Raw genomic sequence first — 15,166 nt, 5'->3', positions numbered from 1 at the left:
TACGGCAACTCGGGGCCACGCATCGACGGCTACGAGATCCGTTCGGCGGCAGTAGAGATGAACATCCCCTGCGTGACGACCGTGCAGGGCGCCTCGGCGGCCGTTCAGGGCATCGAGGCCGGGATCCGCGGCGTCATCGGGGTGCGTTCGCTGCAGGAATTGCACAGCGCGCTGAACAACGGTGGGCACTGACGATGCCCGGGTTCGGCGCCCGGCTGGCCGAGGCGGTATCGCGGCGGGGGCCGCTGTGTCTGGGCATCGACCCGCATCCCGAGCTGCTGCGGGCATGGGATCTGCCGGTTGACCCCGACGGCCTGGCGGCCTTCTGCGACACCTGTGTGCAGGCCTACGCCGACTTCGCCGTGGTCAAACCCCAGGTCGCGTTCTTCGAGGCTTATGGTGCGGCGGGATACGCGGTGCTGGAGCACACCATCGCCGCGCTGCGCGAGGCGGGCTTGCTGGTGCTGGCCGATGCCAAGCGCGGCGACATCGGATCGACGATGGCGGCCTACGCGGAAGCCTGGGCGGGCGACTCGCCGCTGGCCGCCGACGCCGTAACAGCCTCGCCTTATTTGGGTTTCGGCTCGCTGCGGCCGCTGCTGGAGACGGCGGCCGCTCACGACCGCGGGGTGTTCGTGCTGGCGGCAACCTCCAACCCGGAGGGCGCGACCGTGCAGCATGCCCGCTTCGATGACCGCACGGTGGCCCAGCAGATCGTCGACCAGGCAGCCGTCATCAACCGGACCGGTCAGGCGATACATCCAGGAGAGCCCGGCTCGGTCGGCGTGGTCGTCGGAGCGACGGTCTTTCAGCCGCCCGACGTCGGCGCGCTCGGCGGACCGGTGCTGGTGCCCGGTGTCGGGGCACAGGGCGGTCGACCTGAGGCGCTTGGCGCGCTATTCGGAGCTGTTCCCGGCCAGCTGCTGCCCGCGGTGTCGCGCGATGTGCTGCGGGCCGGTCCCGGCCTGGCAGAGCTGCGTGCGGCGGCCGAAAAGATGCGCGACGCGGTCGCCTACCTCGCCGGCTGACGCCGCCTTTTATGGCGCCGGTGGGCACAGTCGGCGTCCCGGAACTCCGTTCAGGAACTACGGAGCGTAGTTCTGGCGTGCGTTGAGCTGGAACGGGCGGAAATCGGCGTTCGTCAAGCGGTTAACAATCCCGAAACGTTGCCGAACGCGTCCGCCGACCAGTGCCAAGCGTGTCGGGCGACACGCGCGACACGCCGCGACATGTGCAATCAGCCGAGTTTGTGCCTTCCGACGCTGTGGTGGCGGGCAAGGCGACCGGTGCCAGGGCGGCCGCCCGGTCCTGGTGGGTCGCTAAAGGTGCTGGTAGACGCCATTTCTTCGCTGCGAAGCCGTCCTATCGCGGGAGTGACCGCGCTCGGCGTGACTTCGGCTTGAGGCGGCCTGCTCGACCCCGCACGCTGGAACTTTGTGGCTTCAACCAGGGGGGCGGGTTAGATTTCGTCTGGCAGCGTGGGTACGGTCGTCTCCGCTGGCTGGACTACACCGGCCGAGACAAACAAAGATCGATAGCTGTCAATAAGTGATTGAGACGGAGGAATCGTGGCTCTTCCCCAGTTGACCGACGAGCAGCGCGCGGCCGCGTTGGAGAAGGCTGCCGCCGCACGTCGAGCGCGAGCCGAGCTCAAGGATCGGCTGAAGCGCGGCGGCACCAACCTCAAGCAGGTGCTGAAGGATGCCGAGACCAACGAGGTCTTGGGCAAGATGAAGGTTTCTGCGCTGCTGGAGGCGTTGCCGAAGGTTGGCAAGGTCAAGGCGCAGGAAATCATGACCGAGCTTGAAATCGCCCCGACCCGCCGCCTGCGTGGCCTCGGCGATCGTCAGCGCAAGGCACTGCTGGAAAAGTTCGACTTCTCCTAGCCAAGGCGACGATGCAGGCCGACAGGCCTGAGGTGGGGGCACCCCCAGCCGCGCAGCGGCCAGGGGGTGAGCTGGGCAATCAGACCAGCACCCTCCAGGAGAGTCGGTGAGCACCGACGGGGGACCGGACGGCGACCACGACGAACGTCTTGGGGCTAAGGCTGCAGGTCAAGCCGCAGGACGCGTGGTGGTGCTGTCCGGTCCATCCGCGGTAGGAAAGTCGACGCTGGTCCGCTGCCTGCGGGAGCGGATTCCGGAGCTGCACTTCAGCGTTTCGGCGACCACTCGAGCGCCGCGCCCGGGTGAAGTCGACGGCGTCGACTATTACTTCGTCAGCCCGGCCCGCTTCCAACAGCTGATCGATGAAGGCGCCCTGCTGGAGTGGGCCGAGATCCACAGCGGCCTGCACCGGTCCGGCACGCCGGCCCGGCCGATCCGCGACGCCACCGCAGCTGGGCATCCCGTGCTCATTGAGGTCGATCTGGCCGGCGCCCGCGCGATCAAACGGGCCATGCCGGAGGCGATCAGCGTGTTCCTGGCTCCGCCGAACTGGGAGGCATTGGAGGCCCGACTGGTCGGTCGGGGGACCGAGACACCCGAGGTGATCGCACGCCGGCTGGCCACCGCCCGCACCGAACTGGCGGCTCAGGACGACTTCGACGAAGTGGTGGTGAACAGTCAATTGGAGTCTGCGTGCGCAGAATTGGTATCCTTGCTGGTGGAACAAGCGCCGGGTACGGCGTGATCTGCCATCAGACTCGATTCACCATTAATCGCACACCGTTCTAGGCCACCAGGAGAAAGTCTTAGTGAGTACCTCGCAGACTGACGCGTCATTAGCCGCCGTCCCCGATCAGTTCGATCCGGCATCGGGTGGGATAGGCGCCTATGACACGCCTTTGGGCATCACCAACCCGCCCATCGACGAGTTGCTCGAGCGCGTTTCCAGCAAGTACGCCCTGGTGATTTACGCGGCGAAGCGCGCTCGGCAGATCAACGATTACTACAACCAGCTCGGTGAAGGCATCCTCGAATACGTCGGACCACTGGTCGAGCCGGGGCTTCAGGAGAAGCCGCTGTCGATCGCCATGCGCGAGATCCACGCCGACCTGCTCGAGCACACCGAAGGCGAGTAGCCGGATCGCGGCCGGCTTGCGATGAGCCTCTCGGGTGACAAGCGGATGGACGCCAAGCGGATCATCGTCGGCGTCTCCGGGGGTATCGCCGCCTACAAGGCGTGCACCGTCGTTCGCCAGCTGACCGAGGCGGGCCATCAGGTCCGCGTCATCCCCACCGAATCCGCGTTGCGCTTCGTCGGCGCCGCCACCTTCGAGGCACTCTCCGGTGAGCCGGTACAGACCGGCGTCTTCGAAGACGTTCCGCAGGTGCCGCACGTCGCCATCGGCCAGGGGGCCGATCTCGTCGTCGTCGCTCCTGCCACCGCCGACCTGCTGGCCCGGGCGGTACACGGTCGCGCTGACGATCTGCTGACCGCGACGCTGCTCACGGCCCGATGTCCGGTGCTGTTCGCACCGGCGATGCACACCGAGATGTGGCAACACCCGGCCACCGTCGACAACGTCGCGACGTTGCGACGCCGCGGCGCGGTGGTGCTGGAACCGGCATCGGGGCGGCTGACCGGTGCGGACAGCGGCGCCGGCCGGCTGCCCGAGGCCGAAGAGATCGTCACCTTCGCCCAGCTGCTGCTGGAACGACACGACGCCATGCCGTACGACCTGGCCGGGGTCAAGGTGCTGGTGACCGCGGGTGGCACCCGCGAGCCGATCGACCCGGTCCGTTTCATCGGCAACCGCAGCTCGGGCAAGCAGGGCTACGCGGTGGCCCGGGTCGCCGCTCAACGCGGCGCCGAGGTCACGCTGATCGCCGGGCACACCGCCGGGCTCATCGACCCGGCCGGTGTCGAGGTGGTGCGGATCAGCTCGGCCCCACAGCTCGCCGACGCGGTGTCGAAGCACGCCCCGGATTCTCATGTGCTGGTGATGGCGGCCGCCGTCGCGGACTTCCGGCCGGCTCACGTGGCGACCGCGAAAATCAAGAAGGGTGCACAGGAACCGCCGACTATCGAGCTGGTCCGCAACGACGATGTGCTGGCCACGGCGGTGCAGGCCCGGACGGCGGGGCAGCTGCCCAACATGCGCGCCATCGTCGGCTTCGCCGCCGAGACCGGCGACACAGAAGGTGACGTGCTGTTCCATGCTCGGGCCAAGCTGCGTCGCAAGGGCTGCGACCTGCTGGTGGTCAACGCCGTCGGTGAGGGCAAGGCCTTCGAGGTGGACAGCAACGACGGCTGGTTGCTGGCAGCCGACGGTACCGAGTCAGCGCTGCAGCACGGCTCGAAGACGCTGATGGCCAGTCGTATTGTGGATGCAATCGTCACGTTCCTGGACGGGAGCGGCGAGGACGCCAGCTAGCGCCCGTGACACCTGGGGGCCGGCCGGTGGGTCGTCTGGCCTGAAGATATAATTTGTCTAGCTAACGTTTTTTCACGCTGACTTGGAAGGACGAGGGTGTGAGCGAAAAGGGTCGGTTGTTCACCAGCGAATCGGTGACGGAGGGGCATCCCGACAAGATCTGTGACGCGATCAGCGACTCGGTTCTCGACGCGCTGCTGGCAGAGGATCCTCGCTCACGTGTCGCGGTCGAGACGTTGGTCACCACCGGGCAGGTGCACGTGGTGGGCGAGGTGACGACGTCGGCGAAAACGGCCTTCGCCGACATCACCAACACGGTTCGCGCGCGCATCCTGGACATCGGCTACGACTCGTCGGACAAGGGCTTCGACGGCGCGTCGTGTGGGGTGAACATCGGAATCGGCGCACAGTCGCCCGACATCGCTCAGGGCGTCGACTCCGCCCACGAGGCGCGCGTGGAGGGCGCTGCGGACCCGCTGGACTCGCAGGGGGCCGGCGACCAGGGCCTGATGTTCGGCTACGCGATCAACGACACCCCTGAACTCATGCCGCTGCCTATCGCGCTGGCGCACCGCCTGGCCCGCCGACTGACCGAGGTTCGCAAGAACGGGACGCTGCCCTACCTGCGCCCGGACGGCAAAACGCAGGTCACCATCGCCTACGAGGACGACGTCCCAGTGCGACTAGACACCGTGGTGGTCTCGACTCAGCACGCCGACGGCATCGACCTGGAGAAGACGCTGGATCCCGACATCCAGCGGCACGTACTCAAGACCGTGCTCGACGAGCTGGCTCACGAGACGCTGGACTCACGGTCGACGCGGGTGCTGGTCAACCCGACCGGCAAGTTCGTCCTCGGCGGACCGATGGGTGACGCCGGCCTGACCGGCCGCAAGATCATCGTCGACACCTACGGCGGCTGGGCCCGCCACGGCGGCGGCGCCTTCTCCGGCAAGGATCCGTCCAAGGTGGACCGATCGGCGGCGTACGCGACGCGCTGGGTGGCTAAGAACATCGTCGCTGCCGGGCTGGCGGAGCGGGTCGAGGTGCAGGTGGCCTACGCGATCGGCAAGGCAGCGCCGGTCGGTCTGTTCATCGAGACGTTCGGCACCGCGACGGTCGACCCGGTCAAGATTGAGAAGATCGTGCCCGAGGTGTTCGACCTGCGGCCCGGCGCGATCATCCGCGACCTGGACCTGCTGCGGCCCATCTACGCGCAGACGGCGGCCTACGGGCACTTCGGCCGCACCGACGTCGACCTGCCCTGGGAGCGCCTCGACAAGGTCGACGACCTCAAGCGCGCCATCTAGCCCGACGCGGCGTCTGCCGCGGCCGCGCTGGTTTTTGGGATATTCGTGTCTGCTGGCCCCGTCGGCTCGCGATAAGTTGACAGGCATGCCCGTCGCGGACCACACCGGCACGTTGGCCGATGTGGATACGGCCAGGCGGACGCTGAGCGCCAAATTTGAGCCGCAGGTGGTTTTCTACGTGGCGTGGGCCGGCGTCTTCGCCCTGCTCTGCGGGTCGAGGTCGCCGCTGCTTCCGCTGGTCGGCGCCGCCGCTCTTCCGGCCGCGTCGGTGGCGGCGACGTGGTGGCAAGCCAGGCGGGCTCGGCTCATCTACCCGCGCCGAATTCGCCTCTTTTCGTGTCGTGCTTTCGTTCTTGCGAGCCTGTTGAGCCTGTTCGGCATGGTGGTCGTGTTGGCGATTGCCGGAGCGCTGGTCGCGGCGTTCTTGCATCGCGGGACCTGGGTGGGCGTGATCGCGCACCGCGGGACCGCGATGTCCTACCTGCTGCCCTTCGTGGTGTTTATCGTGCCGACGATGGCCGCCATAATGCTGCCCTGGCGCATCGATCCGTACGGCGTCGACGCTTGCCCGATGCGGAAAGTGCCCGATCAACCGGCGGCGCTGGACCCGGTGATCGAGCCCAGGCAGCGGATCACGGTGTGCGCGATGCTGGCCGCCGTCGACTCGATCGAGGCCGGATTCCTCGCCAAGACGTTACGGTTAAGCGACGACGAACTCCGCCGACAGACCGCTGAACTTGTTGCGGCGCACTACATTAACGTCCATCCGCATGACGGCCGGTGGTGGTTCGGCTTTACTGCGGTCGGTCGCTCGGCGTACCGCCGTCATCTGCGAGCACTGCAGCGGGCGGGCCGGGTGTCAAACGCGCAACCACCCGTGGCTGCCGATGAGATCCCTAACCAGTGAACCGGTAGTCGTCGAGATCGAAACGCCGGCTGCGCCAGTACACCTCAAACGTGGTCGCGGGACGCAGCGCCACGTCGCCGTTCTTGTCGAAGTAGTAGCTGTTGGCCTGCCGGCAACTGTCCTGCCAGAACACCTGGCGGTGCCGGCGGCGCATGACCTCGGCGAAGTAGCGGGCGTTGGCCTCCTCGGTGACCTCCACGCGGGCGGCGTCGCGCTGACGGGCCCGCGTCAGGCAACGCACGATGTGGTGCGTCTGCGCCTCGATCAGCGCGAAGTACGACGACCCGACGTAGCCGTACGGGCCCATCACACTGAACAGGTTGGGAAACCGCGGGACGCTGACGCCCTGGTAGGCCTGCAGCCGGTTCTCGTCCCAGAATTTGGTCAGCGACAGGCCGCTGCTGCCGGTGACCGCGAAGGTCGGCATGCTCTCGGAGTCCAACACCTTGAAGCCGGTCGCCAGCACCAGCACGTCGATCTCGTGGCTGGCGCCGTCGGTGGTGGCCACCGCCGACGGCGTGACCTTGTCGATCGGCTCGGTCACCAGCCGCACGTTGTCGCGATTGAACGTCGACAGGTAGGTGTTGTGGAAGCCGGGGCGTTTGCAGCCGATGGCGTACCGCGGAGTGAGTCGCGTGCGCACCGCCGGATCCCGGACCTGCCAGCGCAGATAGGCGCGCCCGACCGACTCCATCCACCTGGCCAGCGGGTAGACCGTGAAGTACTGCGCGGGGATGGGGAAGGTCACCTCGACGTAGGCCTGGCTGATCAGCCGGTGCACGCTTCTGCCGCCCGGTAGGCGCAACAACCAGCGGGCCAGTCCAGGTAGCGGCACGTCGAACTTCGGGAAACACCAAATCGGTGTGCGCTGAAACACCGTGAGCTCTTTGACGATCGGCGCGATCTCTGGAATCAGCTGCACGGCCGACGCGCCGGTGCCGATGACGGCCACCCGCTTGCCGGTCAGGTCCTGGCTGTGATCCCAGCGGGCCGTGTGGATGACGGTGCCGCCGAAGGAGTTGACGCCGTCGATGTCGGGCAGCTTGGGCACGGTGAGCACACCGCTGGCGTTCACCAGGAATCGGGCGGTGATCTCGCCGCCGGGATCGGTTTGCACCCGCCACAGCGCCCGCTCGTCCTCGAACTCCACCGCGAGAACCTTGGTGTTGAACCGGATCTTCGGCCGGATCCCGTACTTGTCGGCGCAGTATTCGGCATACGCCTTCAGTTCTTTCCCCGGCGCGTAGGTCCGCGACCAGTCCGGCCGCTGCTCGAACGAGAACTGGTAGGAAAACGACGGAATGTCCACCGCGATACCGGGGTAGGTGTTCCAGTGCCAGGTGCCGCCGACGCCGTCGCCGGCTTCGACGATTAGGTAGTCACCGAATCCTGCTTGATCGAGCTTGATGGCGGCGCCGATGCCCGAGAACCCGGCGCCGACGATGAGGCTGTGGTAGTCGGGAACATCGCCGGTCACCGTTGCCTCCCTCCCAGCTAGATCCGCCCGAAGGCATGCCGAGTCGCCCCCGATTGCTTACCGAACGTTACCGTGCACCCAGCGCGTATACCGACTAATGCAGGGCCGCCTTCAGGGCCGCGAGCCCGCGGTTGGTCGCCTCCGCGGCCGGTGGAATGACCAATGCGAAGCTGACGTAGCCGTGCACCATCGTAGGCGCGGTGTTCAGTTCGACGGGTACACCCGCGGCGCTGAGCAGCTCGGCGTAGCGGGCCCCGTCGTCGCGCAGCGGATCGTGTTCGGCGGTGCCGATGTAGGCGGGCGGCACGCCGGAAAAATCGGCGGCATTGGCCGGAGCCACGGTGACCGGCAGCGTGGTCGGGTCGCTGATGTCGGTGTCCGGCAGGTACCAGGCGAGGAAGGCGTCGATGACGTCGCGGTCCAGAATCGGCGCGTCGGCGTTCTCGATGAAGGACGGCAGCGACCGGTCAGCGGTGACTGCCGGATACCACAGCAGCTGGAATGCCAGCTTGGGTCCGCCCTGATCAGCATGGTCGCGGGACAGATGCGTCATCACCGCGGCGAGGTTGCCGCCGGCCGAATCACCGGCGACGGCAATCCGGTTAGGGTCGCCGCCCAGCTCGGCGGCGTGCTCGCCGACCCATTGCAGCGCGGCCCAGCAGTCGTCGACGCCGGCCGGGAACGGGTGTTCGGGGGCGAGCCGATAGTCGACAGACACGACGATGGCCTCCGCGCCGACCGCGTGCGCGCGGGCGATCGGATCGTGGGTTTCCAGGTCGCCGATCGCCCAGCCGCCGCCGTGGTAGAAGACGACGACCGGTAAGTCGCTGTGCTCCGCGACCGGCGGCCAGTAGATGCGGACGGGGATGTCGGCGACGTCGCCATGCCCGACGGTCCGATTCTCGATCCGCAGATCCGGCAGCATTTCCGGGGGCGCCTGCAGCCGGCGTAGTCTTGCCCGCGCTACCTCGACGCCGTCGGCAGCGGTGAACGTCAGCGGAAACGCGTCGAGCACCGCCTTCAGCGTCGGGTCGATCTGTGGTCGGGCAATGGTCGGCTCCGTCATGGACCTACCGTACTAATGCAGGGCGGCGCGCAGTGCGGCCAGCCCACGGTCAAGCGCGGCGGTAGCGGCAGGCACCACCCCGGCGTAGCCGACATAACCGTGCACGAGCGTCTCAGCGTTGTCCACCTCGACGGGAACACCGGCGGCTGCCAGCAGCTCGCCGTAGCGGATGCCGTCGTCGCGCAGCGGGTCGTGCCCAGCGACGGCGATGTAGGCAGCCGGTAGGCCGGCGAGGTTCTCGGCCCGCCCCGGCGCCATCCCGGCCGGGGGATCGGACAGGTCGACTTCGCCTGCGTACCAACGGGAGAACGCGGCGATGGCGGCGCGGTCGAGGACGGCTGCGTCGGCGTTCTCGGTGAACGACGGCAGCGACGGGTCCCACATGGTGGAGGGGTACCACAGCAGCTGGAACAGGAGCTTGACGCCGACTCCGTCGGCACTGTCGACACTGTCGCGGGCCCGTTGCGCGATCACCGCGGAGATGGTGCCACCCGCCGAGTCACCGGCCACCGCAAGCCTGTCGGCGTCAGCACCGATCTCGCTACCGTGTTCGGCGACCCATTGCGTTGCGGCCCAGGCATCGTCGACGGCAGCGGGGTAGGGGTGCTCGGGCGCCAACCGGTACTCGACGGACACCACCACCGCCGAGGCGCCCACCGCGTGCTGGCGGCAGGTTCCGTCGTGGGTGTCGAGGTCGCCGACGACAAAGCCGCCACCGTGGAAAAACAGCAGTACCGGCGGCGTGCCGTGATCGGTTGGCGGCCAGTAGATCCGGATGTTGATCGGGCCGGCCGGCCCGTCGATGCTGCGGTTCTGCACGCGCAGTTCGGGGTGGAATTGGCGCCGCGGCAGATCCCGCAGCCGCTGCCGCGCCACGTCGACACCGTCATCGAGTGACATCTGGAACGGCACCGCATCCAGTACCTTCTGCAGAATGGGATCGATGGTGGATCCGGCTTCTTCCGATTTAGGGTCCAAGCTGGGCATGCAGACACCGTACGCATCCCGCATCGTGGTCGGTGCCTGGGTGGCCGCCGGTTGGGCCGGCGTCGCTTACGGGGTGCTTCTGACCGTGACTGCCTTGCGTTTATCGCCGGGCGCGGAGCTGACCGGACAGTGGACGGCCCAGCCTGCGTTCAAGGCATCGATGGCACTGCTGCTGGCGTTCGCCGCGGCTGCGCATCCGAATGTCCGCGAGCGGCGCTGGCTGATGCCGGCGTTGGTGTTCTCGGCCGCGGGCGACGCGTTGCTGGCGATCCCGTGGTGGACGGCGTCTTTCGTGCTCGGGCTGGCCGCATTTCTGCTGGCTCACCTGTGCTTTCTGGGTGCGCTGGTGCCACTGGCGAGGTCGTCGGGTTGGTCGCGTCCGCGCCTGATCGCTGTTGTTGCGATGTGCTTGGCATGCGCGGCGCTGCTGGTGTGGTTCTGGCCGCATCTGGGACGCGACGGGTTGACCATTCCCGTCACGGTCTACATCGTCGTGCTGGGCGCGATGGTGTGTGCGGCGCTTGTGGCCCGGCTGCCCACGATCTGGACGGCGGTCGGGGCGGTGTGCTTCGCGGCCTCGGACGCGATGATCGGCATCGGTCGGTTCGTGTTGGGCAACGAGGCGCTGGCGGTGCCGATCTGGTGGGCCTACGCGGCGGCGCAGATCTTGATCACCGCCGGCTTCTTCTTCGGCCGGGTGGATGAGGCCGGCGCGGCCGGCTCGTCGGCGACCTCTGCTACACCTGCGGGGTGAGCACGCGGACCCGGCAGGCCGCCGCATTCGAACCGATCGCGCGGGTGCTGCCGATGTTGTCGGTGCCGCATCTGGATCGCGAATTCGACTATCTCGTGGCCGCCGAGCAATCCGACGACGCCCAGCCCGGGGTGCGCGTACGGGTCCGATTCCACGGCAGGCTGGTGGACGGGTTCATCTTGGAGCGCCGCACCGACACCGATCACGTCGGCAAGCTGGCCTGGCTTGACCGGGTGGTGTCCGCCGAGACGGTGCTCACCCCGGAGATCCGTCGGCTGGTCGATGCGGTGGCCGCGCGCTATGCCGGCACCCGCGCCGACGTGCTGCGGCTGGCGGTGCCGCCCCGACACGCCAAGGTGGAGCGCGAAAACTCAACGCCGCCAGGGCTCCCCGTCGTCGCTGATGTCGACCGGGCGGGCTGGGAGGTCTACGGCCGCGGCGGACAGTTCCTGACCGCGCTGACCGAGTCGCGTGCTGCCCGCGCGGTGTGGCAGGTGCTCGCCGGCGATTCATGGGCGGACCGTTTCGCTGAGGCCGCCGCGCTGACGGTGCGGACCGGGCGCGCGGTGTTGGTGGTCGTCCCGGATCAGCGAGACGTCGATGCGATGTGGCGGGCCGCGACGACGCGGCTCGACGAATCCGCGGTGGTGGCGTTGTCGGCGGGGTTGGGTCCGGCCGCACGCTACCGGCGCTGGTTGGCCGCGCTGCGCGGCAGCGCACGGCTGGTGGTCGGCACCCGCAGCGCGGTGTTCGCGCCGGTGACGGATCTGGGGCTGGTCATGGTGTGGGATGACGGCGACGACACGCTGGTCGAGCCGCGGGCACCGTATCCGCACGCCCGGGAGGTGGCGATGCTGCGTGCCCACCAGATGCGATGCGCCGCGCTGATCGGCGGCTACGCCCGTACCGCCGAAGCGCACGCGCTGGTCCGTAGCGGATGGGCGCACGACGTGGTCGCCGCACGGCAGCTGGTGCGCGCCCGCAGCCCGCGGGTGGTCGCGCTCGACGACCGGGGTTACGCCGAGGAGCGCGATCCGGCGGCGCGGTCCGCGCGGCTGCCGTCGGTCGCGCTGCGCGCCGCCCGCTCGGCGTTGGAGGCTGGCACGCCGGTGCTGGTGCAGGTGCCGCGGCGCGGCTACGTTCCGTCGCTGGCCTGCGGGCGCTGCCGGGCGATCGCCCGCTGTCGGCAGTGCACCGGCCCGCTGTCGTTGGACGGCCGCGACGGGACGGGCCCGGTGTGCCGGTGGTGCGGCCGTTCCGATGCCGCGCTGCGCTGTGCCCGCTGCGGGTCGGATGCGGTGCGCGCCGTGGTGGTGGGGGCGCGGCGCACCGCCGAGGAGCTTGGCCGGGCGTTCCCGGGGATCGCGGTGATCACCTCGGCGGGGGAAGCGGTGCTGTCCGAGGTCGCCGGCAGGCCGGCGTTGGTGGTCGCCACGCCCGGGGCGGAACCCTGCGCATCCGGCCGGTATGGGGCGGCGCTGTTGCTGGACAGTTGGGCGCTGCTGGGCCGTCAGGATCTGCGCGCGGCCGAAGACACTTTGCGACGGTGGATGGCCGCGGCAGCGTTGGTGCGGCCCCGCGACGACGGCGGGGTGGTGATTGTGGTCGCCGAATCATCGGTTCCCACAGTCCAAGCGCTCATCCGATGGGATCCGGTCGGCCACGCGGAGGCGGAACTGGTGGCCCGTACCGAGGTTGCGCTGCCGCCAAGTGTGCACATGGCCGCCCTCGACGGCGCCACCGAGGCGGTGGCGGCGTTGCTCGACGAAGTCCAGCTGCCGGACAGTGCCGAGTTGCTCGGCCCGGTCGAGCTGCCGCCGGGCGTACGCCGACCGCCGGGGACTCCGGCCGACGTCCCGGTGACCCGGATGTTGGTGCGGGTACGCCGTGAGCAGGGCCTGGCGCTGGCGGCCGAGCTGCGGCGCGGCGTCGCGGTGACCAGTGCCCGGCAAACCGACGAGCCGGTCCGGGTGCAGGTCGATCCGCTGCGCATCGGCTAGGCAGCCGCTCGCGTTATTCGGCTGCGCGCCGCGTGTCGGTGAGCGCGGTCCACGTTCTCTATGCGACGATGCGATTGCTGGCCGAGCGCCAATGACGCCAACCGGTCTTTCTTTCCCGCGTCGAGAGAGGTCAGCGATGGCAACGACAATCACGGATACCACCCGAATCGGGCGCTGCTTGATGTTCGTGCGTGAGCACCTCGAGCAAGCCCGCGCCGCCGACGACGAGATCCGGACCATGCAATGGGACGCCGTCATGGACCGGTTCATCGACGCTTGGCCACGGCCCCAGCCGTAATGATCATCCAAGCCGTTCACTGCACCGAGCTCGGCTGTCATTGTCCCGGCAACCGCTGGTGGACCGGCTGGATCGGACCCCGTGAAATCCACATCGTCCCTATCGACGATCTGGCGCCACATCACGTCGAGGAATGCGGCTGCGACCCAGACATCACGCTGCATGTCGCGGCCGACGGATACGCGTCGTGGCGGGTGTCGCACAACAGCTTCGACCGCCGCGAACTTACGGAGAAGGCAGGCTAATCCTGCTGAGCCGTGTCACGCGTGGCGAGCCGCTTCCTGAACAAGCTGGACGCGCGAGGTCAGGCCGAGCTTGGTATAGACGTGGGTGAGGTGGGTCTGCACGGTCCGGGGTGAGACGAAAAGCCTTGCGGCGATGTCATTGTTGGCCAAACCTTCGCCGACCAGCCGGACGACGTCGCGCTCGGTCGGCGTGAGTGAACCCCAGCCGCTGGTGGGGCGTTTGCGTTGGCCGCGGCCGCGTTGAGCGTAGGCGATCGCCTCCTCGGTGGACTGGGCGGCGCCCTCGGCCCACGCGGCATCAAAGTCGCTGTCGCCCATGGCGTCTCGCAACGCCGCCATCGAGGCCTCGCAGTCGGCGTCAAGGATCTTGAACCGCACCGCGCCAATGCGGAGCCGGATGGCGTGTGCCGCGCCGAAGAGGCGGGCGGCTTCGCGGTGACTGCCGGTCTCGCCCGCCAGAGCGGCCAGGCACTCGAGGACGTCGGGGATGAGCAGGTACGCCTTGATTCCGGCGGCGCACGTCAGGGCGTCGTGGGCGTCGCGTTCGGCCTGGTCTGGTTCACCCGCCGCGATCGCCACGCGAGCGCGCGCCGTGAGCGCCCATGTCAGCCACCAGCCGGTTGCAATCGAGACGGCCTCGTCGGCCCAACGACCGGCGGCAGCGAGATCCCCGTCTGCCAGCGCGGCCTCGGCATTCCACATGCGCACAAATAGCGCCGTGCTACCACTCACGACAGTCATGTGCTGGTTGGCGGCCTCGCGCGCCGCGTGCGCCGCTGCACGATCCCCGGCGGCCAGGGCCGCAGTTCCGACCACAGCGGGCCCAAATGCCGCGTACCTCTCGGAAAGCTTCGCGCCGCCCTCAAGTGTCGCCTCACCCGCCGCTCGGGCCGCGGCCGCCTCACCCCGGTATGCCAGTGCCAGGCTCTGGCCGGCGAGGCTGGTCACCCTCGAGATCTCGTCGTGAGCCGCCTCGGCCTCGGCGGCCACCTCGCCGAACTGTGTTACGGCTCCGGCTAAATCGCCGCTCATCATCTGCGCCGACCCGAGATTAAAGCGGCACTGGCGCGAGTTGAGCCTGTTACCGATCGCGTCGGCGAGGTCGCGTCCTTCTTCGGCAGCTGCGCGTACCGCGCGCGGGTCACCCGCGGTGTGGGCGCCCATCGCCTGCAGGGTGAGGATCTGGCTGAGCCGCCACTGATCGTCCACGGCACGGGCCAGGCCGATCGCCTCGGCGAAGCATTCCTGGGCTAGCGCGACGTTATAGCCCTGGTCGGCGATGAAGCCACAGGTGATCAGCGTCCGGGCCAGCAGGGCTGGGTCATCGAGTTCGCGGGCGATCGCCAGGGCTTGCTGAGCCTGATCGAGGCTGTCGGCGGTGTCCACCCGGATGGCGAGCAGGGGCCGGTCGGCAAGCGCCCGCGCCCACACCGCGGGCGCCACCCCAAGGTGGTGAGCGTCGAGGTCGGCCAGGGCAGCGTCGAACCACACCAGCCCTTCCCGGATGCGGCCCCGCGCGAGCCACAGCGGCTGCAGCGACGACGCCAGCGCCAACGCCAACTCGACGTCGGAGTTTTCCTGGCTCCACCCAAAGGCGGCCCGCAGGTTGTCGATCTCGATGTTCGCCCGCTCGACGCGCTGCTCATAATCGCCGCCTGCCGGCGCGTCAAGCACCGCTGCCAGCGCCGTGTAGTAATCCCGGTGACGCGCCCGCACGACATCGGCCTCGCCTGACTCGCCGAGCTTTTCCAGGGCGTATTGGCGCACCGTCTCCAGCAACCGGTAGCGGGTTCGGCCCCCGCTG

16 protein-coding genes are annotated in these 15,166 nt (G+C 68.6%); 12 read left to right on the top strand and 4 right to left on the bottom strand.

The features are described from left to right. From VNW74_RS15805 to VNW74_RS15770, 8 genes are all read left to right on the top strand, one after another. Positions 1 to 192: hypothetical protein (locus tag VNW74_RS15805; RefSeq protein ID WP_325678415.1), on the top strand; the 192-nt coding region annotated here is incomplete at its 5' end. Positions 193 to 194: 2 nt separating this feature from the next. Beyond that, positions 195 to 1,028 (top strand): orotidine-5'-phosphate decarboxylase, encoded by an 834-nt coding sequence (gene pyrF / locus VNW74_RS15800; protein WP_325678414.1) that lies wholly within the window; start codon positions 195 to 197, stop codon positions 1,026 to 1,028. A 540-nt stretch (positions 1,029 to 1,568) separates the two neighbouring features. Next, positions 1,569 to 1,886, top strand: coding sequence for an integration host factor, actinobacterial type (gene mihF, locus VNW74_RS15795; RefSeq protein WP_067333923.1), 318 nt, complete (start codon positions 1,569 to 1,571; stop codon positions 1,884 to 1,886). Positions 1,887 to 2,070: 184 nt separating this feature from the next. Then, a complete protein-coding gene (gmk, locus tag VNW74_RS15790; RefSeq protein ID WP_325678420.1) occupies positions 2,071 to 2,631 on the top strand; it encodes a guanylate kinase in 561 nt (186 codons plus the stop codon). A gap of 64 nt (positions 2,632 to 2,695) precedes the next feature. Continuing rightward, entirely contained in the window at positions 2,696 to 3,022 is a 327-nt protein-coding gene (gene rpoZ, locus VNW74_RS15785; RefSeq protein ID WP_324856310.1) for a DNA-directed RNA polymerase subunit omega, read from the top strand. 45 nt (positions 3,023 to 3,067) lie between these two features. Next, on the top strand, positions 3,068 to 4,318 hold the full coding sequence (gene coaBC / locus VNW74_RS15780) for a bifunctional phosphopantothenoylcysteine decarboxylase/phosphopantothenate--cysteine ligase CoaBC (RefSeq protein ID WP_325678418.1): 1,251 nt from the start codon (positions 3,068 to 3,070) through the stop codon (positions 4,316 to 4,318). Positions 4,319 to 4,416: 98 nt separating this feature from the next. Next, positions 4,417 to 5,628: a methionine adenosyltransferase gene (metK, locus tag VNW74_RS15775; RefSeq protein WP_325678407.1), complete on the top strand. Its 1,212-nt coding sequence runs from the start codon at positions 4,417 to 4,419 to the stop codon at positions 5,626 to 5,628. Positions 5,629 to 5,713: 85 nt separating this feature from the next. Then, the gene (locus tag VNW74_RS15770; protein WP_325678405.1) at positions 5,714 to 6,535 is read left to right on the top strand and encodes a transcriptional regulator; all 822 of its coding nucleotides are present in this window, start codon (positions 5,714 to 5,716) and stop codon (positions 6,533 to 6,535) included. On the opposite strand, the gene VNW74_RS15765 is transcribed toward VNW74_RS15770, so the two are convergent. The 3 genes from VNW74_RS15765 to VNW74_RS15755 form a co-directional block, all read right to left on the bottom strand. Then, positions 6,525 to 8,012, bottom strand: a complete 1,488-nt coding sequence (locus VNW74_RS15765; RefSeq protein ID WP_325678403.1) for an NAD(P)/FAD-dependent oxidoreductase — start codon at positions 8,010 to 8,012, stop codon at positions 6,525 to 6,527. The genes VNW74_RS15770 and VNW74_RS15765 overlap by 11 nt on opposite strands. A gap of 94 nt (positions 8,013 to 8,106) precedes the next feature. After that, complete coding sequence (locus VNW74_RS15760; protein ID WP_325678401.1) at positions 8,107 to 9,078, bottom strand: alpha/beta hydrolase; 972 nt, start codon at positions 9,076 to 9,078, stop codon at positions 8,107 to 8,109. A gap of 12 nt (positions 9,079 to 9,090) precedes the next feature. Further along, the gene (locus tag VNW74_RS15755) at positions 9,091 to 10,065 is read right to left on the bottom strand and encodes an alpha/beta hydrolase (protein ID WP_325678399.1); all 975 of its coding nucleotides are present in this window, start codon (positions 10,063 to 10,065) and stop codon (positions 9,091 to 9,093) included. On the opposite strand from VNW74_RS15755, the gene VNW74_RS15750 reads away from it, so the two are divergent. The 4 genes from VNW74_RS15750 (at position 10,064) to VNW74_RS15735 (ending at position 13,362) form a co-directional block, all read left to right on the top strand. Beyond that, positions 10,064 to 10,819: a lysoplasmalogenase gene (locus VNW74_RS15750; RefSeq protein ID WP_325678398.1), complete on the top strand. Its 756-nt coding sequence runs from the start codon at positions 10,064 to 10,066 to the stop codon at positions 10,817 to 10,819. The genes VNW74_RS15755 and VNW74_RS15750 overlap by 2 nt on opposite strands. Before the next feature lie 53 nt (positions 10,820 to 10,872). Beyond that, positions 10,873 to 12,819, top strand: a complete 1,947-nt coding sequence (locus VNW74_RS15745) for a primosomal protein N' (RefSeq protein WP_325678417.1) — start codon at positions 10,873 to 10,875, stop codon at positions 12,817 to 12,819. Between the two features lie 136 nt (positions 12,820 to 12,955). Then, complete coding sequence (locus tag VNW74_RS15740) at positions 12,956 to 13,117, top strand: hypothetical protein (protein ID WP_325678397.1); 162 nt, start codon at positions 12,956 to 12,958, stop codon at positions 13,115 to 13,117. After that, a complete protein-coding gene (locus VNW74_RS15735; protein ID WP_325678396.1) occupies positions 13,117 to 13,362 on the top strand; it encodes a hypothetical protein in 246 nt (81 codons plus the stop codon). The genes VNW74_RS15740 and VNW74_RS15735 overlap by 1 nt, the downstream gene beginning before the upstream one ends. A 15-nt stretch (positions 13,363 to 13,377) precedes the next feature. Here VNW74_RS15735 and VNW74_RS15730 read toward each other — a convergent pair. After that, on the bottom strand, positions 13,378 to 15,166 hold a 1,789-nt coding region (locus VNW74_RS15730), incomplete at its 5' end, for a LuxR C-terminal-related transcriptional regulator (protein ID WP_325678395.1).

Origin of the sequence: Mycobacterium sp. (assembly GCF_035570115.1) — a bacterium.
Lineage (GTDB): Bacteria > Actinomycetota > Actinomycetes > Mycobacteriales > Mycobacteriaceae > Mycobacterium.
Note: the sequence above shows the minus strand (reverse complement) of the source record. Positions and strands in the feature narration are given on the sequence as shown.

What these genes read in the sequence shown, in the direction of transcription:
- pyrF (WP_325678414.1), top strand. Translation starts at nt 195, where the DNA reads ATGCCCGGGTTCGGCGCCCGGCTGGCCGAGGCGGTATCGCGGCGGGGG.
- coaBC (WP_325678418.1), top strand. Translation starts at nt 3,068, where the DNA reads ATGGACGCCAAGCGGATCATCGTCGGCGTCTCCGGGGGTATCGCCGCC.
- VNW74_RS15770 (WP_325678405.1), top strand. Translation starts at nt 5,714, where the DNA reads ATGCCCGTCGCGGACCACACCGGCACGTTGGCCGATGTGGATACGGCC.
- VNW74_RS15760 (WP_325678401.1), bottom strand. Translation starts at nt 9,078, where the DNA reads ATGACGGAGCCGACCATTGCCCGACCACAGATCGACCCGACGCTGAAG.
- VNW74_RS15750 (WP_325678398.1), top strand. Translation starts at nt 10,064, where the DNA reads ATGCAGACACCGTACGCATCCCGCATCGTGGTCGGTGCCTGGGTGGCC.
- VNW74_RS15755 (WP_325678399.1), bottom strand. Translation starts at nt 10,065, where the DNA reads ATGCCCAGCTTGGACCCTAAATCGGAAGAAGCCGGATCCACCATCGAT.
- VNW74_RS15745 (WP_325678417.1), top strand. Translation starts at nt 10,873, where the DNA reads ATGTTGTCGGTGCCGCATCTGGATCGCGAATTCGACTATCTCGTGGCC.
- VNW74_RS15740 (WP_325678397.1), top strand. Translation starts at nt 12,956, where the DNA reads ATGGCAACGACAATCACGGATACCACCCGAATCGGGCGCTGCTTGATG.
- VNW74_RS15735 (WP_325678396.1), top strand. Translation starts at nt 13,117, where the DNA reads ATGATCATCCAAGCCGTTCACTGCACCGAGCTCGGCTGTCATTGTCCC.